The 21,465-nt window shown below is 70.2% G+C and carries 17 protein-coding genes and 2 tRNA genes; 4 read left to right on the top strand and 15 right to left on the bottom strand.

Annotation, left to right across the window (positions count from 1 at the left end; genetic code table 11):
• Positions 1 to 11: 11 nt before the first annotated feature.
• The 10 genes from ACIRA5_RS42165 to ACIRA5_RS42120 all read right to left on the bottom strand — a co-directional run bounded on the left by ACIRA5_RS42165 (position 12) and on the right by ACIRA5_RS42120 (position 11,634).
• A complete protein-coding gene (locus ACIRA5_RS42165; protein ID WP_217569725.1) occupies positions 12 to 785 on the bottom strand; it encodes a TetR/AcrR family transcriptional regulator in 774 nt (257 codons plus the stop codon).
• A 51-nt stretch (positions 786 to 836) separates the two neighbouring features.
• A complete protein-coding gene (locus ACIRA5_RS42160) occupies positions 837 to 2,342 on the bottom strand; it encodes an MFS transporter (RefSeq protein WP_403700398.1) in 1,506 nt (501 codons plus the stop codon).
• A 123-nt stretch (positions 2,343 to 2,465) separates the two neighbouring features.
• Positions 2,466 to 4,721 (bottom strand): glycosyltransferase family 39 protein, encoded by a 2,256-nt coding sequence (locus ACIRA5_RS42155; RefSeq protein ID WP_403700395.1) that lies wholly within the window; start codon positions 4,719 to 4,721, stop codon positions 2,466 to 2,468.
• The gene (locus ACIRA5_RS42150) at positions 4,718 to 6,271 is read right to left on the bottom strand and encodes a glycosyltransferase (protein ID WP_403700392.1); all 1,554 of its coding nucleotides are present in this window, start codon (positions 6,269 to 6,271) and stop codon (positions 4,718 to 4,720) included. The genes ACIRA5_RS42155 and ACIRA5_RS42150 overlap by 4 nt, the downstream gene beginning before the upstream one ends.
• A gap of 14 nt (positions 6,272 to 6,285) precedes the next feature.
• Positions 6,286 to 7,908: an ATP-binding protein gene (locus ACIRA5_RS42145; protein ID WP_403700390.1), complete on the bottom strand. Its 1,623-nt coding sequence runs from the start codon at positions 7,906 to 7,908 to the stop codon at positions 6,286 to 6,288.
• Positions 7,905 to 8,645, bottom strand: a complete 741-nt coding sequence (locus ACIRA5_RS42140; protein WP_054235077.1) for a response regulator transcription factor — start codon at positions 8,643 to 8,645, stop codon at positions 7,905 to 7,907. Before ACIRA5_RS42140 ends, ACIRA5_RS42145 begins: the two co-directional genes overlap by 4 nt.
• Positions 8,646 to 8,780: 135 nt before the next feature.
• Entirely contained in the window at positions 8,781 to 9,767 is a 987-nt protein-coding gene (locus ACIRA5_RS42135; RefSeq protein WP_403700387.1) for an amidohydrolase family protein, read from the bottom strand.
• Positions 9,768 to 9,826: 59 nt separating this feature from the next.
• Positions 9,827 to 10,180, bottom strand: coding sequence for an antibiotic biosynthesis monooxygenase family protein (locus ACIRA5_RS42130; protein ID WP_403700385.1), 354 nt, complete (start codon positions 10,178 to 10,180; stop codon positions 9,827 to 9,829).
• Between the two features lie 149 nt (positions 10,181 to 10,329).
• Positions 10,330 to 11,199 carry a DUF2797 domain-containing protein gene (locus ACIRA5_RS42125; RefSeq protein WP_403700383.1) on the bottom strand — a complete coding sequence of 290 codons (870 nt, stop codon included), beginning with the start codon at positions 11,197 to 11,199 and terminating at the stop codon, positions 10,330 to 10,332.
• Positions 11,200 to 11,265: 66 nt separating this feature from the next.
• Positions 11,266 to 11,634: an HGxxPAAW family protein gene (locus ACIRA5_RS42120; protein ID WP_403700381.1), complete on the bottom strand. Its 369-nt coding sequence runs from the start codon at positions 11,632 to 11,634 to the stop codon at positions 11,266 to 11,268.
• Between the two features lie 111 nt (positions 11,635 to 11,745).
• Here ACIRA5_RS42120 and ACIRA5_RS42115 point away from each other — a divergent pair, with 111 nt between their 5' ends.
• Positions 11,746 to 12,225, top strand: coding sequence for a MarR family winged helix-turn-helix transcriptional regulator (locus tag ACIRA5_RS42115; RefSeq protein ID WP_403700378.1), 480 nt, complete (start codon positions 11,746 to 11,748; stop codon positions 12,223 to 12,225).
• A gap of 137 nt (positions 12,226 to 12,362) precedes the next feature.
• Here the strand turns inward: ACIRA5_RS42115 and ACIRA5_RS42110 are convergent, their stop codons facing one another.
• A complete protein-coding gene (locus ACIRA5_RS42110) occupies positions 12,363 to 13,463 on the bottom strand; it encodes a BRO family protein (protein ID WP_403700376.1) in 1,101 nt (366 codons plus the stop codon).
• Between the two features lie 334 nt (positions 13,464 to 13,797).
• Between ACIRA5_RS42110 and ACIRA5_RS42105 the strand changes: the two genes are divergently transcribed.
• Complete coding sequence (locus tag ACIRA5_RS42105) at positions 13,798 to 14,463, top strand: hypothetical protein (protein WP_403700374.1); 666 nt, start codon at positions 13,798 to 13,800, stop codon at positions 14,461 to 14,463.
• Between the two features lie 278 nt (positions 14,464 to 14,741).
• Here the strand turns inward: ACIRA5_RS42105 and ACIRA5_RS42100 are convergent, their stop codons facing one another.
• The 4 genes from ACIRA5_RS42100 to ACIRA5_RS42085 all read right to left on the bottom strand — a co-directional run bounded on the left by ACIRA5_RS42100 (position 14,742) and on the right by ACIRA5_RS42085 (position 16,454).
• Positions 14,742 to 15,287: a calcium-binding protein gene (locus tag ACIRA5_RS42100; RefSeq protein WP_403700371.1), complete on the bottom strand. Its 546-nt coding sequence runs from the start codon at positions 15,285 to 15,287 to the stop codon at positions 14,742 to 14,744.
• Between the two features lie 286 nt (positions 15,288 to 15,573).
• On the bottom strand, positions 15,574 to 15,945 hold the full coding sequence (locus ACIRA5_RS42095) for a VOC family protein (protein ID WP_403700368.1): 372 nt from the start codon (positions 15,943 to 15,945) through the stop codon (positions 15,574 to 15,576).
• Between the two features lie 151 nt (positions 15,946 to 16,096).
• Positions 16,097 to 16,169 (bottom strand) — tRNA-Arg (locus ACIRA5_RS42090).
• Positions 16,170 to 16,363: 194 nt separating this feature from the next.
• Positions 16,364 to 16,454, bottom strand: a tRNA-Ser gene (locus ACIRA5_RS42085).
• A gap of 221 nt (positions 16,455 to 16,675) precedes the next feature.
• Here ACIRA5_RS42085 and ACIRA5_RS42080 point away from each other — a divergent pair.
• On the top strand, positions 16,676 to 17,173 hold the full coding sequence (locus ACIRA5_RS42080; protein WP_403700366.1) for an SSI family serine proteinase inhibitor: 498 nt from the start codon (positions 16,676 to 16,678) through the stop codon (positions 17,171 to 17,173).
• Between the two features lie 202 nt (positions 17,174 to 17,375).
• Positions 17,376 to 21,452: a PAS domain-containing protein gene (locus ACIRA5_RS42075; protein ID WP_403700363.1), complete on the top strand. Its 4,077-nt coding sequence runs from the start codon at positions 17,376 to 17,378 to the stop codon at positions 21,450 to 21,452.
• Positions 21,453 to 21,465: the final 13 nt, after the last annotated feature.

The following is a 21,465-nucleotide window of genomic DNA, read 5'->3' as shown; positions in this document are numbered from 1 at the left end:
CGGGACAGGCCCTACCCTCGGGCGACCATCGTCTCGATCCCCGCGATCAGTGTTTCCAGCGCGAACGTGAAGTCCCGCTCCCGCATCTCCTCGACCGTGTCACCGCCGCGGGCCTCCATGAGGTCCGCGGCGTTCTCGAAGTTGGCGGAGAACTGCGGCTGTTCGCCGATCGTGCTCATGGCCTGACGGAAGTACTCGTCCTGGGTCATCCCCGCCGAGGCGCAGCGCTGTACGAAGTGCCCCTCGATGGTGCCGAACCCGTACACGAACTGGAAGACCGCCGAGAGCGCGCCCATCTGGCCGTGGCGGGGCAGGCCGGTGTTGCGGATCACCTGCTGGACGCAGAGCGAGAAGGCCATGGAGTGCGGGCCGATGTTCAGGAAGGTCCCGATCAGCGGGGACACCCAGGGGTGGCGGACCAGCAGCGCGCGGTAGCCGGTGGCGAGGGAGCGGAGCTGGTCGCGCCAGTCCTCTCCCGACTCCGCGTCGGGCAGCTCCAGTTCACCGAAGACCGCGTCGAGGGCGAGTTCGAGCAGGTCGTCCTTGGTGTCGACGTACCAGTACACGGACATCGCGGTGACGTTCAGCTCGGCGGCCAGCCGGCGCATGGAGAACTTCGCCATTCCCTCGGCATCCAGCAGCCGTACGGTGACCTCGGTGATCCGGTCCCGGTCGAGCCCCGACGGCTGCCCGCCCCCACGCGCCGCAGCGCCCCGGGGAGCCTTGCCCTCCAGCCAGACACTGGTCCGCGCCGGACGCTCGGCACGGTCGGCTGCCCTCACCATGGCGCACCTTCCTCGGAACTCGGAACTCGAAACTCTGATGCTAAGCGGGCGCTACGTCGACACCGCCACCGCGGAGTCTGCCCTCTCCGCACGTCGTAGCAACGCGGCGGCCAGCAGTCCACCGAGAAGGACGGCCACCGCGCCCACCAGTTGGCTGGTCTCCAGGCCCGACGAGAACGCGTCGGTGATCCGCCCGCGCTCCTCCTTCGAACCCGCCGAGGCCAGCGCCGCCGGGAGCGAGGCCGCCGCCACCGGAATCAGCGCCGCGAACCGGGAGTTGAGGATCGCCCCGAGCACCGCCACGCCGAGACCGTTGCCGAACTCGGCGAGCGTGCCGTTGATGCCCGCGCCCACGCCCGCCTTCTCCGGCGGAATCGCGCTCATGATGGCGTGTGCCATGGCCGGGTTGGCCACGGCGGCGCCCGCGCCGATCAGCAACAGCCCGAGCAGTGTGCCGCCGTAACCGTGCGCGGCGAGCAGGGCGATCGACACCAGCCCGGCCGACATCAGCGTCATGCCGAGCGCGATCGACACCGGAGTGCCGAGTCTCGCCGTCCACTTCGCCGAGAGACCGGAGAAGTTCAGCGCCACGACCGCGAGCGCGAGCGGCGCCGTACGCAGTCCTGCTTCCAGGGGGCCGTAGCCCAGGACGAATTGGAGGTGCTGGGTGAGCAGGAAGAGGGCCCCGCCCATGCCGAAGGTGATGAGGACGGCTCCGGCGACGGCTCCGGTGAAGCGCCGGTCGCGGAAGAAGTGCAGGTCGAGCATGGGGTACGGGATCCGGCTCTCCCAGTACGCGAAGGCGGCCAGCACCAGCACGGCGACCGCGTCCGTGGCCAGGACCCGGGCCGACGTCCAGCCGTGTTCGGGGCCGGAGATGATCGCGTACACGAGTGCGGTCATACCGATCGTGGAAAGCAGCGCTCCCAGGAGGTCGGGGCGGTCCCCGCGCGGACTCTTCGATTCAGGTACGAGGGCCACCACCGCGGCGAGGCCCAGGGCCACCACCGGCAGGTTGATCAGGAAGATCGCGCCCCACCAGAAGTGGTTCAGTATGAAACCACCGAGGAGCGGTCCGGCCGCGAAGCCGAGGGCGTTGACGGCACTCCAGATGCCGATGGCCTTCGGGTGCTCCGCGGGGGTGAAGACCTGCATGGCGACGGCGAGCGTGGTGGTCAGCAGGAGCGCGCCGCCGACGCCCATCCCGGCCCGTGCGGCGATCAACTGGCCTGTGGAGTCGGCGAGTCCGGCCACCACCGAGCCGATCCCGAAGAGGACGAGACCCGCGATCAGCATCTTCTTGCGGCCGTAGCGGTCGGCCGCGCTGCCCGCCGTGAGCAGCAGCCCGGACTGCACCAGCGAATAGGCGTTGATCATCCACTGGATGTCGGAGGTGGCCGCGCCCAGCTCCCGGGTGAGGGAGGGGATCGCGACGTTCAGCACGGTGTTGTCGAGCAGCACGGTCAGTTGGGCGAGGCAGATGACGCCGAGGATCAGCCAGCGTTGGGGGTGGTCTTGCGGCTGGTCCTCAGGGTCCCCTGGGGGGATCGTCGACATGCTGTACACCGTAGAACAGTTCCCATACAGCGTACAACGCGGTTTTCCGGAGGTACGAAAAGGGCGGTGGCCCGGAGCTGGATCGCTCCGGGCCACCGCCCTGCGTACAGGACCTGCCGTCAGCTACTTGGCCGACTGCGTCAGGTCGTAGAAGGTGGCCGAACCGACCGTCACCTTCTTGAAGTTGGCCGTGACCCACGTGCTGATCTGGGAGGACGTGGAGGTGGTGGAGGAGGAGTTGCCGCCGCCCATGCTGCCGCCCGAGATGAAGTAGTGGATCTTGCCGTCCGTCACGTACTTCTTGAACTGGGCCAGTGTCGGGGACGGGTCGGTGCCGTTGAAGCCGCCGATCGCCATCACCGGCTTGCCGGTGGCGAGCTGGTAGCTCGCGGAGTTCTGGGAACCGATGGCCGCTGCCGCCCAGGTGTAGTCGTCCGCGTTCGTCTCCAGCAGCTTCTTGGCCGCGGAGCTGACGGTCGCGCCGTTGAGCAGACCGCCCACGCCGCCACCGCCCATGCCGCCCTCGCCCATCGCGCCACCGCCGGGCATGCCGCCCTGCTGGTTCTGGCCCTGGGTGGTGCCGTTGCCCTGCTGGTTCTGACCGGGGAAGCCGCCGGTGCCGCCCGTGCCGCCCGTCGGGGGCTGGCCCATGCCGCCGCCCTGCTGGGTGGTGCCGTTGCCGCCCTGCTGGTTCTGGCCCTGGGTGGTGCCGCCACCGGGGAAGCCGCCCCGCATGCCACCGCCACCACCGCCACCGGGACCACCCCGGCCGCCCATCATGCTGGCGCCCGCAGGACCGGCCGTGACGATCGAACCGGTGTGCCCGGTGTTCACCGTGGACAGCGTGTACGCCGTCGGGCCCGCGACCGAGGCCACGAAGCTCAGTCCGACCGCCGCGAGGGCCAGTTGACGGCCCAGCCTGGCCGCGAAGATCAGGCCGAGCGCGCCGACCAGACCGCCGATGAGGACCAGCCACTTCAGCCAGGGGAGGTAGGTGGGGGTGCGGTTGAGGAGGACGTATCCCCAGGCGGCGGTCGCGGTGACCGCGCCGGCGAGGGTGAGCGAGGCCCAGACCTTGCTCCGCTCCTCCCACAGCACCGTCGCGCCCATGCCGACGACGGCCGCGATGTAGGGGGCCAGGGCCACCGTGTAGTACTGGTGGAAGATGCCGGCCATGTAGCTGAAGATGATCGCCGTCATCAGCAGCGCGCCGCCCCAGGCGAGGAACGAGCTGCGCGTCAGGTCGGTCCGCCTGGCCTTGCGGGTGAGCACGATCCCCGCGACGAACAGGATCAGCGCGGCGGGCAGCAGCCATGCGATCTGGCTGCCGATCTCCGAGTTGAACATCCGGTTCCAGCCGGTCTCGCCCCACTGGCCGGTGCCACCGCCGCCGCCACCGCCGCCCACACTGCCGGTCTCGTCGCCGTTGATACGGCCGAGGCCGTTGTAGCCGAAGGTCAGCTCAAGGAAGGAGTTGTTCTGCGAGCCGCCGATGTACGGGCGGGAGGACGCGGGCCACAGCTCCACGATCGCCACCCACCAGCCGCCGGCGACGACCATCGCCACCGCCGAAAGACCCAGCTGGGCGAACCGCTTCCTGAGCTGCACCGGCGCGCAGACCGCGTACACGACCGCGAGCGGCGGCAGGATCAGGAAGGCCTGCAGGGTCTTCGCGAGGAACGCGAAGCCGACCGCGACACCCGCCCAGACCAGCCACTTCGTCCGGCCGTCCTCCAGAGCGCGGACCACGCAGTAGACCGTGACGGTCATCAGCAGCGCGAGCATCGCGTCCGGGTTGTTGAACCGGAACATCAGCGCGGCGACGGGAGTGAGCGCGAGCACCGCACCCGCGATCAGACCGGCCGCGGGGTTGAAGCGACGGCGCAGGGCCCCGTACAGGACGCCGACCGTGGCGACGCCCATCAGCACCTCGGGGACGAGGATCGCCCACGAGTTGAGACCGAAGATCCGTACCGACAGGGCCATCGGCCACAGGGAGGCCGGGGGCTTGTCGACGGTGATGGCGTTGGCCGAGTCGAGCGAGCCGAAGAAGAGGGCCTTCCAGCTCTGGCTGCCGGCCTGGACGGCAGCGGAGTAGAAGGAGTTGGCGTACCCGGAGGCGCTCAGGTTGTAGAGGTAGAGCAGGCCGGTGGCGACGAGCAGGGCGAGGAAGGCGGGGCGCACCCAGCGCGGGTCCTCGGGCCGGCCGCGCCAGACGCGGTGGAAGAACGGCTGCTTGGGCTCACCGGACCGGGGGGCCGCGGTCGGCGGCGCCACGGGCTCCTGCAGAGCCGTCGAGCTCGGCGGTCCCCAGGAGAGCTCGGCGCCCCCGGAGGGGCTCGCGCCCCCCTGATGGCTCGTATCGGACTGAGTCGTCATCGTGCGTCCCTCGTGTCCCTCGGGTCGTGATCGTGCGGGCGCACCGCTTGCAGCTGCATGGTTGCGTCCCCCCAGGTGCGGTCCGCGGCTTCACCGGCGCGGAACTCGTTGGTCTGGTTGTGGTCGTACTTGCTGTACGGAGCTTGGGGCGCCGTCGCGTTCGGGCGCTGGGGCAGCGGCGTGTGCGGGTGCTGCTGGTGCGGGAGCTGGTGCTGCTGGTGCGCTGCCGTCGTCGTGCCGTAGGTGGGCGAGGACGGATTGTGCGAGGCCGGGTTGTGCGAGGCGACGACGGTCGAGGCCGCCGTCTCGTCACGCCGGTCCGGGAAGACCCAGGCGCGGAAGAGCAGGAACCGCAGCACGGTCGCCGCGAGGTTGGCGGCGATGAGCACCGCGAGTTCGGTGGAGTGCGCCGGGCTGCTCGTCGCCGCGTTCAGGGCGGCGAGCGAGCCGCTGGTGAGGGCGAGGCCGATACCGAAGACGACCAGGCCCTGCGCCTGGTGCCGGACCGCGCTGCCGCGACCGCGGACGCCGAAGGTCAGACGGCGGTTGGCCGCGGTGTTGGCGACGGCCGACACGAGCAGGGCGAGCGCGTTGGCGATCTGCGAGCCCGAGAACGAGCGGAAGCCGCTGTACAGGAGCAGGTAGAAGAGGGTGGACAGGGCGCCCACCACGCAGAAGCCGACGAGCTGGCGGGCCAGGCCCTTGGGTACGTCGGTCAGGTCGCGGTCGCGCGGATCGTCCCCGAAGGGGCGCGCGAGCCGGTCGAGCGGGAGCGAACCGGTGGCGAGAGCGCGCCCCACGCGCCACACGCCCTTCAGGTCGTCGGTCGCGGTCTTCACGATGTGCACGGTCGAGTTCGGGTCGTCGACCCAGTCGACCGGCACCTCGTGGATGCGCAGTCCGGCGCGCTCGGCGAGCACCAGCATCTCGGTGTCGAAGAACCAGCCGGTGTCCTCGATCAGCGGCAGCAGTACCTGGGCGACATCGCGGCGGATCGCCTTGAAGCCGCACTGCGCGTCCGAGAAGCGGGCCTGCAGCGAGCCGCGCAGGATCAGGTTGTAGGTGCGGCTGATGAACTCCCGCTTGGCACCGCGCACCACACGCGAGCTGCGGGCGAGCCGGGAGCCGATCGCGAGGTCCGAGTGACCCGAGATCAGCGGGGCCACCAGCGGGAGGAGGGCGTTGAGGTCGGTGGACAGGTCCACGTCCATATAGGCGAGGATCGGAGCGTCCGAGGCCGACCACACGGTGCGCAGCGCGCGCCCGCGGCCCTTCTGCTCAAGCCGGAAGGACCTGACTTCCGGTATCTCCGACTCCAGCCGTGCGGCCACCTGAGGGGTGGTGTCCGTCGAGGCGTTGTCCGCGACCGTGATGCGGAACGCGTACGGGAAGGTGCGCCTGAGATGCTCGTGCAGTCTCACCACACACGGCTGGAGATCCTTCTCCTCGTTGTAAACGGGGATCACTACGTCCAGGACAGGCGTACCGGCGGACCCGGCCGGGAGGTGCTCCCGCGCCGGCAGGTTGCCGGGAGAAGAGTCGGTTCGCATAGGAACGACTCTGGTCAAACGCCCTGTTGCACCCATGTGGTGGCGCTGTGCTGTGCCTGTGAGAACAGTTGCGCCTTTGTTTCCACGAACGGATCGACGGCGATCGCGGGCAAATGAAGGGTGAACACCGTCCGTCCGGGCATGCTGTCCACGGTGACGGCACCGCCGTGCGCGGCCGCGACGGCCTGCACGATGGCCAGTCCCAGGCCCGTCGAGCCGGAGGACCGGGACCGCGAGGAATCACCGCGTGCGAAGCGTTCGAAGACGCGCGGCAGCAGGTCGGGCGGGATGCCGGGCCCGTCGTCCTGGACATCGACGCACAGCCACGGTCCGTGCCGGTGCACGCGGGCGGTGACGGTCGTACCGGGTGGGGTGTGCGTTCTGGCGTTCGCGAAGAGATTGACCATGACCTGTTGCAGCCGTGCGGCGTCCGCGAGGACCAGCGCGGGCTCCTCGGGCAGTTCGAGCCGCCAGTTGTGGTCGCGTCCGGCCGCCCGGGCGTCGCTCACGGCGTCGATGACGAGGGGTACGAGGTCGGTCTGGTCGTACTGGAGCGGGCGTCCGGCGTCCAGCCGCGCGAGCAGCAGCAGGTCCTCGACGAGCAGGGTCATGCGCCCGGCCTCGGACTCGATCCGGCCGAGGGCGTGCCGGGTGTCGGGCCCGGTCTCCTCGCGACCGCGTCTGGTCAGCTCGGCATAACCGCGGATCGACGCCAGCGGTGTACGCAGCTCATGACTCGCGTCCGCGACGAACTGCCGTACGCGCATCTCGCTCTGCTGGCGTGCGTGCAGGGCGCTGTGGATGTGGTCGAGCATGCGGTTGAGCGCGGCGCCGACCTGGCCGACCTCGGTGTGCGGGTCGGCCTCGGACTCCGGCACCCGCTCGTAGAGAGTGACCTCGCCGGTGTGCAGGGGAAGTTCGGAGACACGGGTGGCGGTGGAGGCGACCTTGCGCAGGGGGCGCAGGGCGAGCTCGACGAGGACGCTGCCCGCGATACCGGCGGCGATGAGACCGGCGGCGGTGACGCTGACTTCCACCCAGATGAGGGTGTTGATGGTGTTGGTGACGTCCGTGGTCGGGATGGCCACGTAGTAGTCACCCTTGGGGCCGCTCATGTACATGACGCGGTACTCGCCGAGTCCGGGCAGTTCCACGGTGTGCTTGCCGGTCTTCGCGACGGAACCCAGCGCCGCCTTCTGCGCTGCCGTGAGGTTCTTGGCGGTCATGCTCGCAAAGCCACCGCCGCTGGTGGTGTTCTCCTTCTTGATGACCGCCTTGGTGACCACGCCGTTCTTCACCACCGCGGCGACGGTGTTCTCCGCGTTCGGTCCTCGGGTGAGGAAGGTGAAGGGGTCGTTCGTGGTGTCGTCGAGGTTCCCGCCCGGAGGCGTGTCGGTCGGGTTCCCGTTCCCGCCGCCGGGTTTCACCGGTCCTCCGCCGGCCGCCCGCATGGCGGTCTCCGCCACCTGGCCGTCCAGCTGGTCGTACAGATGCGAGCGCAGCGCGAACGTCGTCACCGTACCGATCACCGCACACACCACCGCGATCAGCGTCACCGCGGAGACGACGAGCCGCGTCCGCAGCGTGCGCGGCTGTCGTCCTCGCCCCTGCTTACGCGGCCGTCGTCGCCCGCTCATGACGCCGCGGGCTTGATCAGGTAACCGGCCCCACGCCTGGTGTGGATCATCGGCTCACGTCCGGCGTCGATCTTGCGGCGCAGGTACGAGATGTAGAGCTCGACGACGTTGGCCTGGCCACCGAAGTCGTACGACCACACGCGGTCGAGTATCTGTGCCTTGCTGAGTACACGCCGGGGATTACGCATGAGGAACCGCAGGAGTTCGAACTCGGTCGCGGTGAGGTGGATGTTCTCCCCGGCACGCGAAACCTCGTGGCTGTCCTCGTCGAGGGTGAGGTCGCCGACGACGAGCACGGAGTCGGAACGCCGGTCGGCGGCACCGGAACGGCGGATCAGTCCGCGCAGCCGGGCCACGACCTCCTCGAGGCTGAAGGGCTTGGTGACGTAGTCGTCGCCGCCGGCCGTCAGCCCCGCGATACGGTCCTCGACGGCGTCCTTGGCCGTGAGGAAGAGGACGGGCACGTCGGGCAGGTCGCGGCGCAGGCGCCCCAGAACCGCGAGGCCGTCCATGTCCGGCAGCATCATGTCGAGGACAACGGCGTCGGGCCGGAACTCGCGCGCGGTCTGCACCGCACCCTGTCCGTCACCCGCGCTGCGGATCTGCCAGCCTTCGTAGCGAAGGGCCATGGAGAGCAACTCGGTGATCGACAGCTCGTCGTCCACTACCAGCACTCGGACGGGGCTCCCGTCCGGCCTCAGCAGTTCGGTGCGCCCCTGGGGCGAGGTCGTGGTCATAGCGGACACCTTGTCGGGGTCCTCTGAGAGCACGCTTTCGGGAACCTGTGATTTTCCTGAGAAACACACAGGTGCCTCTCAGGGAACTCCTGGGAAGATCACGAAGTCCCCGAAGGGCGTTCCAGGGCGCCCCGTTCAGGGACTGATCGCGAAGAGACGAGCGCCGTTCTCGTAGCAGACGGCCCTCAGCCAGTCGTCCCCCAGCCCGAGCCGTTCGAGGGCGTGCAGCTGGTGGACGTACGGATAGGGGATGTTCGGGAAGTCGGTCCCCAGCAGGACCCGGTCACCCAGGGTGGCGAGCCGGGTCCCGGCCTCCCGCGGAAACGGCGCGAACCGCTCGCTGAAGTCCGTGAACGCCATCGTCGTGTCCAGCCGCACCTCCCGGTAGCGCTCCGCGAGGGCAAGGAAGTCCTCGTACTCGGGCATCCCCATGTGCGCCACGATCAGCCGCAGTCGGGGATGCCGGGCGAGGACACGGGCGACCGGCTCGGGCCCGGTGTGCTTACCGGGCGCGGGACCGGACCCGCAGTGGATCACGACAGGGACCCCGGCCTCGGCGAGCAGCCCCCAGGTGGAGTCGAGGAGTCGATCACTCGGGTCGTACGCCCCCACCTGGACGTGCGCCTTGAAGACGCGAGCCCCTTGTTCCAGGGCCTCCCGCACATACCCCTCGACGCCCGGCTCGGGGAACAGGGTCGCGGTGTGCAGACAGTCGGGCGTCCGGCGGGCGAAGTCGACGGCCCAGGAGTTCAGCCACTGCGCCATGCCGGCCTTGTGGGGGTAGAGCATCGCGGTGAAGGCCCGTACCCCGAACTCCCGGATCACCGCGAGCCGTTCGCTCTCCTCGGCGCGGTAGGTGATGGGCCACTCGACGCCGCCGGTCAGCGGCCCGAGCGCGTCGAAGTAGTCCCACACCTTGTGCAGGACGCGCTCGGGCATGAAGTGCGTGTGGACATCGACGAGCCCCGGAAGCCCTAGCCGCTCCCAGAACCGCCGTACGTCTTCCCCGCCGGACTCGTCAGACCCGCCAGACCCATCAGTCCGGCCAGACCCATCAGTCCGGCCAGACCCATCAGTCCCGCCGGACCTGTCGGTCCCGCCGGACCCGTCCGTCGCCCGCATGCTCGCTCCTGCCACTCCGCCCTACCTCCTCCGTACCCTGCTCGGTCCCGATGCTCTGCTCAGTCCCCTGGAGTCCGCTCGAACCCATGGCTCCGTTCGACCTTGGCGATGTGCAGCGTGTAGCGCTCGTACCACTCGGCGCGGCCACGCTGCTGCGCCGCACGGTGCTCGGCGTGCCCGCTCCACGCCCTGATCGCGTCCGCGTCCCGGAAGTACCCGACGGTGATCGACAGGCCGCCCGGCGTGTGCGCCTGGTCCATGCCGAGGTAGCCCGGAATGTCCTTCACCAGCTCCTCCATGCGCTCGGCGGTCTCTCCGTACCCTCCGTCTTTTTCGGTCTTGACGGAGGTGAACACGGCGGCGTAGTAGGGGGGTTCATGGGCTGCGACAGGTGTAACGGAGTGATCGCTCATGTGATCCACTGTCGGGTCGCGTGTCCCCATTCGTCCAGGTCCTTTCCGAACGGGATCCAAGAGGGATCCATCTCTTGACTCGCGGAGAACGGCATCCGCTCGGGCACTCCGACACGGACACTCCCACGCGCGCACTCCGACCCGGGCATTCAGAAGAGCCCGTCCTGCCTCACGCTCCCGTTCTCCCACTCCCTGACGGGAACCGTCAGTTGCTCCCCCTTGACCGCGGTCAGCTCCCACCCGGTCATGAGCCGCGTATCGACCACGACGACCCCGCGCCCGGTCGCCAGATGCAGATCGGGCCCGGCCGCGGCGACCAGCTCCCCGCTCACCGCACCGCCCGCGACCAGCTCGCTCACGGCACCGACGGCGGGCGGGAGCCCTTCGAGCCCGAACACCCCGGTGTGATCGACGGCCTGGAAGGGCGCCCGCTCCAGGGACTCGGGCCACCCTTCGAGCTCCATGACCCGCGCGTGCAGCTCCCGGATCTCCTCGAGCCGCTCGGCCGCCCCCGGCAGCGCGGCCCGCACCGCCCGCTTCTCGGCGTACGGGATCCGGTCCGGCACCCGCAGCGCCGCCCGCAGCAGCTCCTCGGTCCGCCGCGCCGCCATCAACGGCCCCTGCCCCAGCCAGCTGAAGACGACAGCCCCCTGCTCCAGCAGCCGGGCCGACCCGCGCGCGGCCCCGGTGATCCCGACCTTGACCATGCCGGGCCCGAACCAGGCGAGGTACACGCGGTAGGGCCGCGGGTCGTCGGCCATCGTGTCGGCGGCCACGGAGTGCGCACGGTCCAGCCGCGCGCACTCCTCACAACGGGCCCCCGCACTCCGCGCCGACACCACCGCCCGCACCGGACACGCGTTCCCCCGCGCTCCCACACAGGTCCGTACGCCCCCGTCCACCACTCCAAAGGCCACCCGCTTCCCCCGGGACAGCGCGCTGTCGCGCCCGCCGCCCCACATCAGCACGGGGCCGTCCGGCGACCACCGCAGACCCGAACATCTCCACGTCTGTGCCATCACTCACGAGCGTAGGCGTTGCCACCGACAACGGGGCCGGCGATCACGCCGCCTCCCGGGCAGGCCCTAGGTGGCGGACTCGGTCACCGGTTCACCACTCACCGGCTTACCGCCGACAGCCACGTCCGACCTGCCGGCGGGCCGCGCACGCCCCGCCAGTCGGCACCCCACACACCCGGGGTGCCCCTGCCGCGCGCCGAGGTCCCTGACCCGCAGTCCCCACTCCGAAGTCGGCCGTCGCCCGGGCGGCTTGCCCCACCCGGCGAGATGGAGCACCCAGGTGACCAGCACGCTCGCGGCCACGACCGCCGTCCCGCCCCACTCGCCGAGGGCGTTGTCGGCGCAGACCCCCAGCCCGATGCCCGCCACCCCCACGGTGGCGATCCCGAATCCGATCCAGCCCGCGAGGGTGTGCCCCTCGTCATGCTTGCTCACGTATTGCCTCCCTCTGTCCGAACAGCGGAGTTTCGTGATGTGAGGGATTAGAATCCCTCATACAGTAAGAAATCTACCCCAGAAACATCTCACGCACTAAGGGAAATGCCCATGCAGCAGGGCACGCCGCGCCCGCCCGCGACTCCGGCCCAGGCGCTGAGCGCCATGGACCACCTCATCGCGACGGGCATGATCGGCCAGCAGGAGATGGCCCAGCGGCTGAACCTGAACGTCACCGACCTCACGTGCTTCGGCTTCGTCCTGGAGGCGGGCGACACGCTGCTCACGGCCGGCGACCTCGCGGAGCGGGCCCATGTCACGACGGGTGCCGTCACGGGGATCCTCAACCGCCTCGAACGAGCCGACTACGTCACCCGCCGCCCCGACCCCGACGACCGCCGCCGCGTCCGCGTGGCCGCGAACCCGGACGCGATCGCCCGCGTCAAGGCCCTCTACGAGCCGCACTACGCCCGCGTCACCGAACTCTTCTCCGACTACTCGCCCGCCGAAATCGCGGTCCTGTACGAGTGGTTCACCCGTACGGGAAGGCTGATGGGCGAATACCTGGAGGAGCTGCGGAAGGGCGAATGAGCCGGCGCGCCTTCACCTAACGTGGGGAGGGCCCGAAGCCGCACGTATGGGATGCGACTTCGGGCCCTTCTCCTTAGTACGGCGTCCTCTCCTTAGTACGGCGTCCTCCGGTGCCCCCGGCATCCCCCGGCGTCCTCCTAAGGCAGCACGTACACCGGCGCCCCGTCCGCCGCGCACCCGCTCTGCTTCATACATCCGCGCTTCAGCAGCATCCGCACACTGTCGTGCACGCGCTCCACCGTCAGCCCGGTTCGCCCGGCGATGTCCTCCAGCCGGTACTGCGCCTTCCCCCGCACGAGGGCGGGCGCGAGATACGCCGCCACGGCGTGCACATCCGCGGTGACGACAAGATTCCTCGCCTGCCACCCCGCCAGCAGTTCCTGCGGAGTCATCACCGGCGACTTCCCGCCCCCGCCGCTCGCCCCCATCCGCCCCGCGATCCGGTCCAACGACTCGGCCACGCGCCCCAGGGCCGCCGCCACCGCGTCCTGACTCCGGGCCATCGCCTCCTGGCTGCGAGCGATCACCTCCTGACCCCGGAAGATCATTTCCTGACTGCGCGCCATCGCGCCCTGGCTCCGGGCCATGGCGCTCCGGTCGCCGTTCGACTCCCGCAACAGCTGATTCCTTTCAGCCATCAACTGCTCCCGTTGAGCCGCCAGCCGATTACCCTCGGCCATCAGGGCATTGCGCTCGGCCAGCATTTCGTTCCGCGCCGCCGCCCGCGCCGCGAACTCCTCGTCCGCCCGAATGTTCCGCTCCTCGAGCCGCACAATGGCATCGGCGACCTCCTGGGGCACGACATAGGCGACGCCACCGCCAGAAGCGGGCTGTACGGGGGCCTGCTCGAGTGCGTAGCAGCCGTCGCGCTGGATGGTCACGACGACCTCGGCCACCCAGGCCTTGAAGGGCTCGCACTCGGGTTTGGTGCACCCGTTGACCAGCCTGATGAGCCCCTGCAGATTCACCATCTTCATCGACTTCTTGAGCCCGTGACCTGCAATCTTGCTCAATGCGTCTACTCCATAGACGCTTCGCGCAAGATCCTCGAGGCTCTGTTGGCAATCTTCCGCAACATGCCAGAGAAGGGCTTGGCGGGTGTTGCTGTAGCCGAGATCCTTGGCCACGTCCGCCGCCGGGAACCAGTGCTCCCCCTCAGCCGGCGTCAGCCGCCGCACCCGCGCCCCCGTCGCCGCGAACACGAAGTCATTGACGTCGATCGCGTCCTGCTCGTACATCGAGCATCACCTCCACGCCGGAAAATAGGCGAGGAAGCATGCAACTCCCGTATAAATCAATGACGTTCACTCGATAGGCGACAGCAGGATCGATTCCCCGCAAGCACCCTCACACGGGAAGCCCGGCGCAACGGCGTGCGGGCCGGGGATTGTGCTCGAATCAACGGCGTCGGTCAAGTCCCGACTTCTCGCGTCACGTGATTCAGGGGCATGACCCGATTCAAAGGGCCGGGCCTAATGGACATATGCGATGCACGGCCGGAAACCCGTAAGTCGCAGACCATTCATCAACCTATTGCCCCCCTCTCCCCAATTCCACGGGATGTGAATTTCCATGACTCGCCGTTCCTCTTTCCAGCGACTTGTGCTGCTCGCCGCCTCGACCACCGTGATCGCCGGAGGCGTGGTGCTGCCCAGCACCGCGATGGCCGCCACGGCGGCGCCGCATACGGCCACCGTCACCACGGTCACCTCCGATCACGACGCTCATCGTCAGCGCGGCGGCCCCGCCTCCGCCAAGCACTGGGTGGAGACCACCGACGCCGTGAGCGGCATCAAGTTCCGACTCCCCGGAAAGCCCACGGTCATACGGTTCACCCAGGCCGTGGACGGAATGAACGGTCGCCTTTACAAGGTGAGGACCGATAACGGAGTCATCGTCTTCGCGGTCTTCGACCTGCCCTGCGCCAAGGGGGAGCTCGACGACGCTCTTCAGGGCTTGGTGGACGGCTACAACGCGGGCGTCGCCCAGTCCCCCAAGCACAAACTCTCCAGCACCGGCGTCCACAAGATCAAGGTCCACGGCCAGCCGGGCCTCGACGCGCGTCTCTCCGCCCCTGACGGCGCTGCGGGCTCCGCCCGCCTGATCGCCGGCGACGCCCACTTCGTCCAGATCATCTCTCTCAGCCCGAAGGGGAAGGAGAAGCCCATGCAGGAGACGTACCAGCAACTCCTCGCGAGCGTCCACAACCCGCACACCCACGCCCCCCGTGCCGACTGACCCCCACAAGACCGAGCGCTCCGACCACGACCGAACCCACAGCCCCGTACTCCCCGAAACGCCAGAGGCCCCGGATCCTTCCGGGGCCTCTGGACCGCCTGTGCGCCGTCTGCACACCTGGCCCCGTTGCCGCAGACCCCTTCCGAGATCCTCATGGTACGAGGAGGGAATGCGACGCCCGCGTCCATGAAATACACGGCCATCAGCTTCCCGGGTTCTGAGCCCGTGGCCACCGCGCGTGTACGACACGCCCGGCGACTGTCTTCAAGTGGTTTGCGCTAGGGGTTGCATTGGGTGGCGCCTGCACCGGTGGAGGGGCGGACGCAGCAATCGATGCCGGGCCCGCCGTCGTTGGTGTTCGTGCCGGGTCCGCCGTCGAGGGCGTCGTTGCCGTTCTGGCCGAGGAGGGTGTCGTTTCCGGCGGCGCCGTGGAGGACGTCGCTGCCGTTGCCGCCCTCGATGCGGTCGTTGCCGTCGCCCCCGGTAAGGGCGTCGCTGCCGTCACCGCCACACAGCAGGTCGTCGCCGCCGAGCCCGTTGATGGTGTCGCCGCCGCCGAGCCCGAAGATCGCGTCTCGCGCCTGGGTGCCGACCAGGACGTTGAGGAGGTCGTTGCCGGTGATGACGTTGAAGCCTTGGGCCCGCAGGCCGTCGGGGCTGGTGGCGCAGGTAGGGGCGGCGGGGGACTGCATGGTGAGTGTGAACTGCCGTGAGGCCGCAGGCACGTTCGGGTTGGGGTCGGTGGCCGTGACGGTGAACGTGAACGTGCGATGTCCATGCTTGATCAGCAGCAGGCCTGCACCTCCGTATCCGGCGGCGCACAAGCGCACCGTACACAACAAAATGACAAATAATATGATTTGCCGTTTATCTTTCATAACCGGACACTCCGGGCCGACATGGCTGCCCGCGGCTCAGCACCGGGTCGTCAACCGTCGGGGCTCCAAGGCCTCGCGCCCGCGTGCTCGCCACCGGGAAGGGCGACCCGACGCAGGAAGCCGACACCTGCGCACTCGGCATGCCGTACGCGCTCCTGCCGGCGGCCCGGGACCGCTCCTTCGAGGCGCTGTGCAGCCGGTGTCCCGGTAGCCGTCCGATCGGCTCCCAGGACTATCCGATGAGGGTCTTCTTCGGACGGACCACGCAGAACTCGTTCCCCTCCGGGTCCGCCAGCACGGTCCACGATTCGTCGCCGCTCTGTCCGACGTCCACTCGACAAGCGCCGAGAGCGAGGATTCGCTCGATCTCGGCTTCCCGGTCCTCCGCCGTGGAGGTCAGATCGAGGTGCAGGCGGTTCTTGACGACCTTGCGGTCGGTCACCGGCATGAAGCAGATTCCCACCGGAGCCGTCTCGTCCGGCCCGATCACGACCTCCCGCTCCCGTTCGGACAGGATCCGCCAGCGCAGCACCTCGGCCCAGAACCGGGCCAGGGCGGGCAGGTCGTGGGCGTCGATGACGATGTGATGCAGCGAGACAGGCATGCCGAACAGTGTTCCCCCTGAGCTCATGGACAGACCTCTGGGCTCATGGACGGAACAGAAGCGGTTGCCGTCAAACACTGTCGTCAAACACTGCCGTCAAGGCAAAAGCCAGAGGCCCTGTGGATCACTCCACAGGGCCTCTGGTCTGGTGTGCACTCGGCAGGATTCGAACCTGCAACCTTCTGATCCGTAGTCAGATGCTCTATCCGTTAAGCTACGAGTGCTTGTTTTCTTGTTTCCTGCTTCGTCCCGCTTCCCGGGCTTTCGGCCCGCTCGCGGCGACAGGAAGAACATTACATGACTGCCGCCGCCATGTGAAATCCGTTTGCCGCACCCCTTGTGAGCTGGGCAAACGCGCTCCAGAGGTACTCAACGCCGAAGCCCCGGTCCAGGTGGACCGGGGCTTCGGATCTTGCCGCGGAGGCGGAGGGATTTGAACCCTCGATGGGCTTTAAGGCCCAAACCGCATTAGCAGTGCGGCGCCATAGACCGGACTAGGCGACGCCTCCCGACACAACCGCCCACGCGAGCGCGAGTGGTGCGTGCAGATGATGACACAGCCGGGTGGGGTGTCACCAATCGGCTCCTACGGTACTAGGCAGTCGGGTCACAGAGCAAAGTCCCGAGGAGCCGGTGAGCCGGAGCGCCGGAGCGCCGAGCCTCTGAGAGGCGCGCGGGGGCAGGCGTCGGCCGCGCGCAACCGCTCGGGGCCCCTCGCGTTAGTCAGGTCATGTTGCGTCGTCTCGTCCTCACCGCCGCCGCGTCCGTCGCGGCACTGTCCGCCGTACCCGCCCTGCCTGCCGCCGCCCAGGTCGGAGCCGCCCGCGCGGAACCGGTCTCCCTGAGCCTGATGCCTCCGCCGGCCCGCGGCGAGGATTCCGGGGACCGGCTGACCGTGACCGTCCAGCACACGGAAGGCGGCGACGGGACGTACGAGCTGCGATGTCATCCCGATGGCGGCAGTCACCCCGACGTGGGCAAGGCGTGCGCGACGCTGGACCAGCGGACCACGTGGGGCAAGGACCCCTTCGCCCCCGTGGCGCCCGGCACGATGTGCACGATGATGTACGGCGGTCCGGCCACCGCCCATGTGACCGGGACCTGGGCCGGGCGGCCCGTCGACGCGCGGTTCGACCGGGCGGACGGCTGCCAGATCGCGCGCTGGGACGCCCTCGTCCCCCTGCTCCCCGGCTCCGCCCACAGCCGCGGCACGGCTCGGTCATGGTGACGCCACGGTTCGGCGAGGTAGGGAGGGAAGGGATGAAATGCGCGGTCACAGGTTCTTCCGTTCTTCTGCGTGCGACCTCCCTCTCATCCGGCGCCGCGAGCGCAACCTCTGCCCGTAGACTCCCTCGCGTGACACGCTGCGGGCAGGTTGGCAAGATGGCCCTCGCGGTCGGCAAGGTGCGGTAACAGGGAGGAAGCGTCTCGTGAGCAGCAGGCCATCCCGAGGCGCTGCTCGCCTCGCAGCCATACTGGACGCGCTGCCCGATGCGTTGGTGCTGGTCAACGCCAATGGCACGGTCGTCAACGCCAACACCATCGCCCTGGAGGCCTTCGAGGCCCCGGGTACGGCTCTGGTGGGCCGGGGGCTGCTCGATCTGCTGCCGCAGTTCGACTCGCGGCTGATCCCCGGGTCCATGCGGCGGCCCGAGACGATCGACCAGCGCGGGCGGACCAAGCCGACCAGGATGATCGCGCGGCGGACCGACGGCAGCGAGTTCCCGGTCGAGGTCACCAGCGCGAACCTGGAGAACGGCCAGCAGGCCTACGACAGTTACGGTCCCACCCCTGACGAGCTGCTCATGCTCGTCGTACGCGATCTGTCGGGCACCGTCGACACCGAGGCCGAACTCGCGCGTTCGCAACGACAGACCGAGATGATCCTGCGCGCGGCGGCCGAGGGTGTCGTGGGCACGGACACGGAGGGGCGGGTCGTCCTCGTCAATCCGGCGGCCGCTCAGATACTGGGATATCGGGCCAGTGATCTCGGCGGGCAGGACCTGCACGCCCTCATCCTTCACTCGCGCGCGGACGGTGAGCCCTTCGCGTACGAGGAGTCCCCGCTCGCCGACACCCTGCGCTCCGGGCGCAAGCACCGGGTGCGCGGGCAGGTCCTGTGGTCCAAGTCCGGGAACAAGGTGCCGGTCGACCTGACGACCGCTCCGGTGCGCGACGGGGACCAGCTCGTCGGCGCCGTGATGACCTTCACCGACCGACGGCCGTACGACAGCCTCGTCGAGGAGAAGGACGCCGAGGCCACCCAGCACGCGGAGGAGATCGAGCGGATCGGCGAGGAGCACGCGGCGGAGCTGGCGGCACTGCGCGAGCGGCACGCCGCCGAGCTCGCCGAGGTGAGCGAGCGCCACGAGGAGGAACTCGCCGCGGGTGACGAGCGGTACGCGGCGCTCGGCGAGCGCGAGAAGGACCGCTACGAGGCGCTGACCGGCCGGCACGATCAGCTCCTCTCCGTGCTCGGCCAGTCCCTGCGCGGGCCCCTCGACCAGCTGCGCGGTGAGCTCTCCAAGCTCGCCGCCGACGACGCCGGCCAGCTGTGGCCCGAGGCCAACCAGGTACTCCACCACCTCGCGGCGGGCTACTCGCGGATCACGACCCTCGTCGACAACGTGCTCGGCTATCAGCGGCTGGACGCGGGGGCCGAGCAGATCGTCCGTACGAACGTGATGCTGGACGCGGTCGTCGCGGCCGGTGTCGACGGGGCCGTCGAACTGATCGGGCCCGGGCGTGTGCAGTTCGCCGTGCACGCGCCGCCCATCGAGGCCGAGGTCGACCCGCAGCGGCTCGCGCAGGCGCTGGCGCATCTCATCGCGGACGTGGCCGGAGTCGACGCGACCGGCAACGCGCCGGTGTCCGCGGGCGGCTACATGGACAACACCGTCGTCGTGGCGGCGGCGCAGCGCGGCGAGGTCGTACGGATCGAGGTGCGCGGGCCGTACAGCGGGGGAGACCCGGTGCACGAGCCGATCGTGCGCGGGATCGTGCGCGCGCACGGCGGCGTGCTGCAGACGCACGAGGTGCCGGGCATGAGCGGCAGCGCTTTCGTCCTGGAGGTGCCGATCGGCGACGGGGCCGGAGCGATGGCCCCCGCGGCTCCGGTGTCGACCGGTGCCGAGATCGCCCTCCCCGAGCAGGCCTCGCACCAGAACGGCGGCAACCAGGGCGGTGGCAGGCGGCGGGCCCGGAGGTCCTCCGTGGACGCCTTCCTGGAGAGCGAGGTCGCCCCCGCGGAGCCGGTCACGACCGAGGGCGGTGCGGCCGCTCCCACCGGGCGGCGCAGGCGCCGTACGGCCGCGGAGCAGGAGGCCGCCGAGGTGTCCGTGCCCGCGCAGGCCCAGGGCCCCGGTGACGGCGATGGCGTCGCGACCGGGCGCCGTCGTGGGCGGCCGAGCACGGTCGAGGGAGCGGACGGCGACGCGGCCGAGGGTGTGTCGGAGGGCGCGGTCGTCATGGCGGCCGAGCACGGGGCGGGAACCGCGGCCGTGGGTACGGGTCTGGGCGGGACGGTGCCTCCGCAGGGGGTTCCCGTGGCTTCTCCGCAAGGGGTGCCCGTGCCGTCCGGGCGGCGGGCACGGCGTGACGGCGAACAGCACGCGCTGCCGCCCGCGTTGCCCGCGGCTCCCAGCGCCCCGAGCGCTCCGGGTGCCCCGGAGGCCGTTCCCGCCGAAGGTGCCGGCGCGCAGCCGACCGGGCGACGTCGGCGGGCGCTGGCCGCGGCGGCCGAGCGGGCCGCCGCGCAGGAAGGGGGCGCCCGGACCGTGTTCGCGCTTCCGCCCGCGGAGGCGGACCGCTCGCCCGAGTACATCCAGGCCGAACAGGCCCAGCAGGCGCAGCGGGCCCAGCAGCAGCTCCTGGAGCAGGCGGGCGACGCGGTCGGCGCCGTAGCCGGTCGTGGCCAGGGGGACGAGGGCCGGCACGACGGGATGCCGCACGACCCGGCCGACGATCACACTCCGCCCCAGCCGCACCCGGTTCCCGCGCCGTCGGGAGTGCGGACCCGCCAGGCACCGGCCCCGGCTCGGCCCGACGTGGCGGCGGTTCCGGCCCAGGGCGTCCCCGTACCGGCCACCCCGGCGCCCGGAGCCCCGGCACAGGCCGTCCCCGCGCAGGCCCCGGCCCCTTGGCCCGCCCCGAACGCCGACGACACCTCCGGCGCCGGCATCCCCGTGCCGCCCGGCGGCCCCGCCCCGGCGGCGGCCGCCGCCCGTCAGGCCCAGCCGCAACCGCAGGCGCAGACTCCTGCCCCCGGCACCCCCCTGCCGCCGGAGCAGCCCGCGCAGTCGGTGCCCCGGCCGGGGGCTCAGCCGCGGGTCGCCCAGCCGCTGCCCGCCGAGGCCGCCGCGCCGGTCGACCCCAACTCGACGCAGGGGCGTGCGTTCAGCGTGCGGACGCTCGGGCAGGGTGTGCCGTTCAGCCGTCAGTCGGCGCCGAACAAGCCGGGGGCCGTACCGGCCCAGGCGCAGGCGCAGCAGACCGCCACGCCTCCTCCGCATCAGACCAACGGCTCCGGCCGCCGCCGCAAGCTCGGCACTCCCCCCGAGCCCGCCGCCGAGCGCCCCGAAGCGACGGCGCGCCCTCACCCGCAGGCCGGGCAGACCGCCACGGCTCCCGGGCCGAGGCTGCCCGGAGCGACCGAGGGCGCCGGTCGGTCGTACGCCATAGGAGCCCCGGACAAGAACGCCGACGAGGGTCCTGAGCCGCTGGACGGTCCCGGTGGCGCGGTCGAGGTCGCCGACCAGCCGCAGCCGCGACCCGTCGACGACGAGCTGCCCCCGGAGCCGCTGGACAACCCGCGCCGCCTCCTCGTGTGGCCCGCACCGGACGTGACGACCCAGCAGGCGCTGAGCGACCGTGGCTACCGGCCCGTCATCGTGAACTCGCGCGAGGAGGTGGACGCGCAGATCGCCGCGTTCCCTGCCGCGCTGTTCGTGGACCCGCTGACCGGTCCGATCACACGCACCGCGCTGCAGTCGCTGCGTCAGGCCGCCGTCGCCGCCGAGGTCCCGGTACTGGTGACGGCCGGACTGGGGCAGGCGACGCGGGAGGCGGCGTACGGCGCCGATCCCGCCGTACTCCTGAAGGCGCTCGCGCCGCGGGACTCCGAGCAGCACCCGCCGCGTGTGCTGCTCATCGAGGAGCACGCGGAGATCGCGCTGGCGTTGACCTCGACGCTGGAGCGGCGCGGAATGCAGGTGGCGCGGGCGTCCACGGACGCGGACGCGGTCACGCTGGCCTCTCAGATGCGGCCGAACCTGGTCGTGATGGATCTGATGCAGGTACGGCGTCGGCGCGCCGGGATCGTGGACTGGCTGCGAGCGAACGGGCAGTTGAACCGCACACCGCTCGTCGTCTACACCGCGGCTGTCGACCAGGCCGAACTGCCGCGCCTCGCCGCGGGTGAGACGGTCCTGTTCCTCGCCGAGCGCTCGACGAGCGTCGAGGTGCAGGACCGGATCGTGGATCTGTTGGCGCGCATCGGAACGAACTGACCCGCTGCACTGC

This window comes from Streptomyces sp. NPDC096311 (assembly GCF_044763085.1).
In the GTDB taxonomy this organism is placed as follows: domain Bacteria; phylum Actinomycetota; class Actinomycetes; order Streptomycetales; family Streptomycetaceae; genus Streptomyces.
The sequence above is the reverse complement of the archived record's forward strand: the minus strand, read 5'-3'. Positions and strand labels throughout refer to the sequence as shown.

Coding starts and splice junctions, on each gene's coding strand:
- ACIRA5_RS42095 (WP_403700368.1), bottom strand. CDS start 15,945: ATGCCTGTCTCGCTGCATCACATCGTCATCGACGCCCACGACCTGCCC.
- ACIRA5_RS42105 (WP_403700374.1), top strand. CDS start 13,798: ATGACTCGCCGTTCCTCTTTCCAGCGACTTGTGCTGCTCGCCGCCTCG.
- ACIRA5_RS42160 (WP_403700398.1), bottom strand. CDS start 2,342: ATGTCGACGATCCCCCCAGGGGACCCTGAGGACCAGCCGCAAGACCAC.
- ACIRA5_RS42115 (WP_403700378.1), top strand. CDS start 11,746: ATGCAGCAGGGCACGCCGCGCCCGCCCGCGACTCCGGCCCAGGCGCTG.
- ACIRA5_RS42140 (WP_054235077.1), bottom strand. CDS start 8,645: ATGACCACGACCTCGCCCCAGGGGCGCACCGAACTGCTGAGGCCGGAC.
- ACIRA5_RS42165 (WP_217569725.1), bottom strand. CDS start 785: ATGGTGAGGGCAGCCGACCGTGCCGAGCGTCCGGCGCGGACCAGTGTC.
- ACIRA5_RS42110 (WP_403700376.1), bottom strand. CDS start 13,463: ATGTACGAGCAGGACGCGATCGACGTCAATGACTTCGTGTTCGCGGCG.
- ACIRA5_RS42150 (WP_403700392.1), bottom strand. CDS start 6,271: ATGCGAACCGACTCTTCTCCCGGCAACCTGCCGGCGCGGGAGCACCTC.
- ACIRA5_RS42135 (WP_403700387.1), bottom strand. CDS start 9,767: ATGCGGGCGACGGACGGGTCCGGCGGGACCGACAGGTCCGGCGGGACT.
- ACIRA5_RS42145 (WP_403700390.1), bottom strand. CDS start 7,908: ATGAGCGGGCGACGACGGCCGCGTAAGCAGGGGCGAGGACGACAGCCG.
- ACIRA5_RS42125 (WP_403700383.1), bottom strand. CDS start 11,199: ATGGCACAGACGTGGAGATGTTCGGGTCTGCGGTGGTCGCCGGACGGC.
- ACIRA5_RS42130 (WP_403700385.1), bottom strand. CDS start 10,180: ATGAGCGATCACTCCGTTACACCTGTCGCAGCCCATGAACCCCCCTAC.
- ACIRA5_RS42155 (WP_403700395.1), bottom strand. CDS start 4,721: ATGACGACTCAGTCCGATACGAGCCATCAGGGGGGCGCGAGCCCCTCC.
- ACIRA5_RS42080 (WP_403700366.1), top strand. CDS start 16,676: ATGTTGCGTCGTCTCGTCCTCACCGCCGCCGCGTCCGTCGCGGCACTG.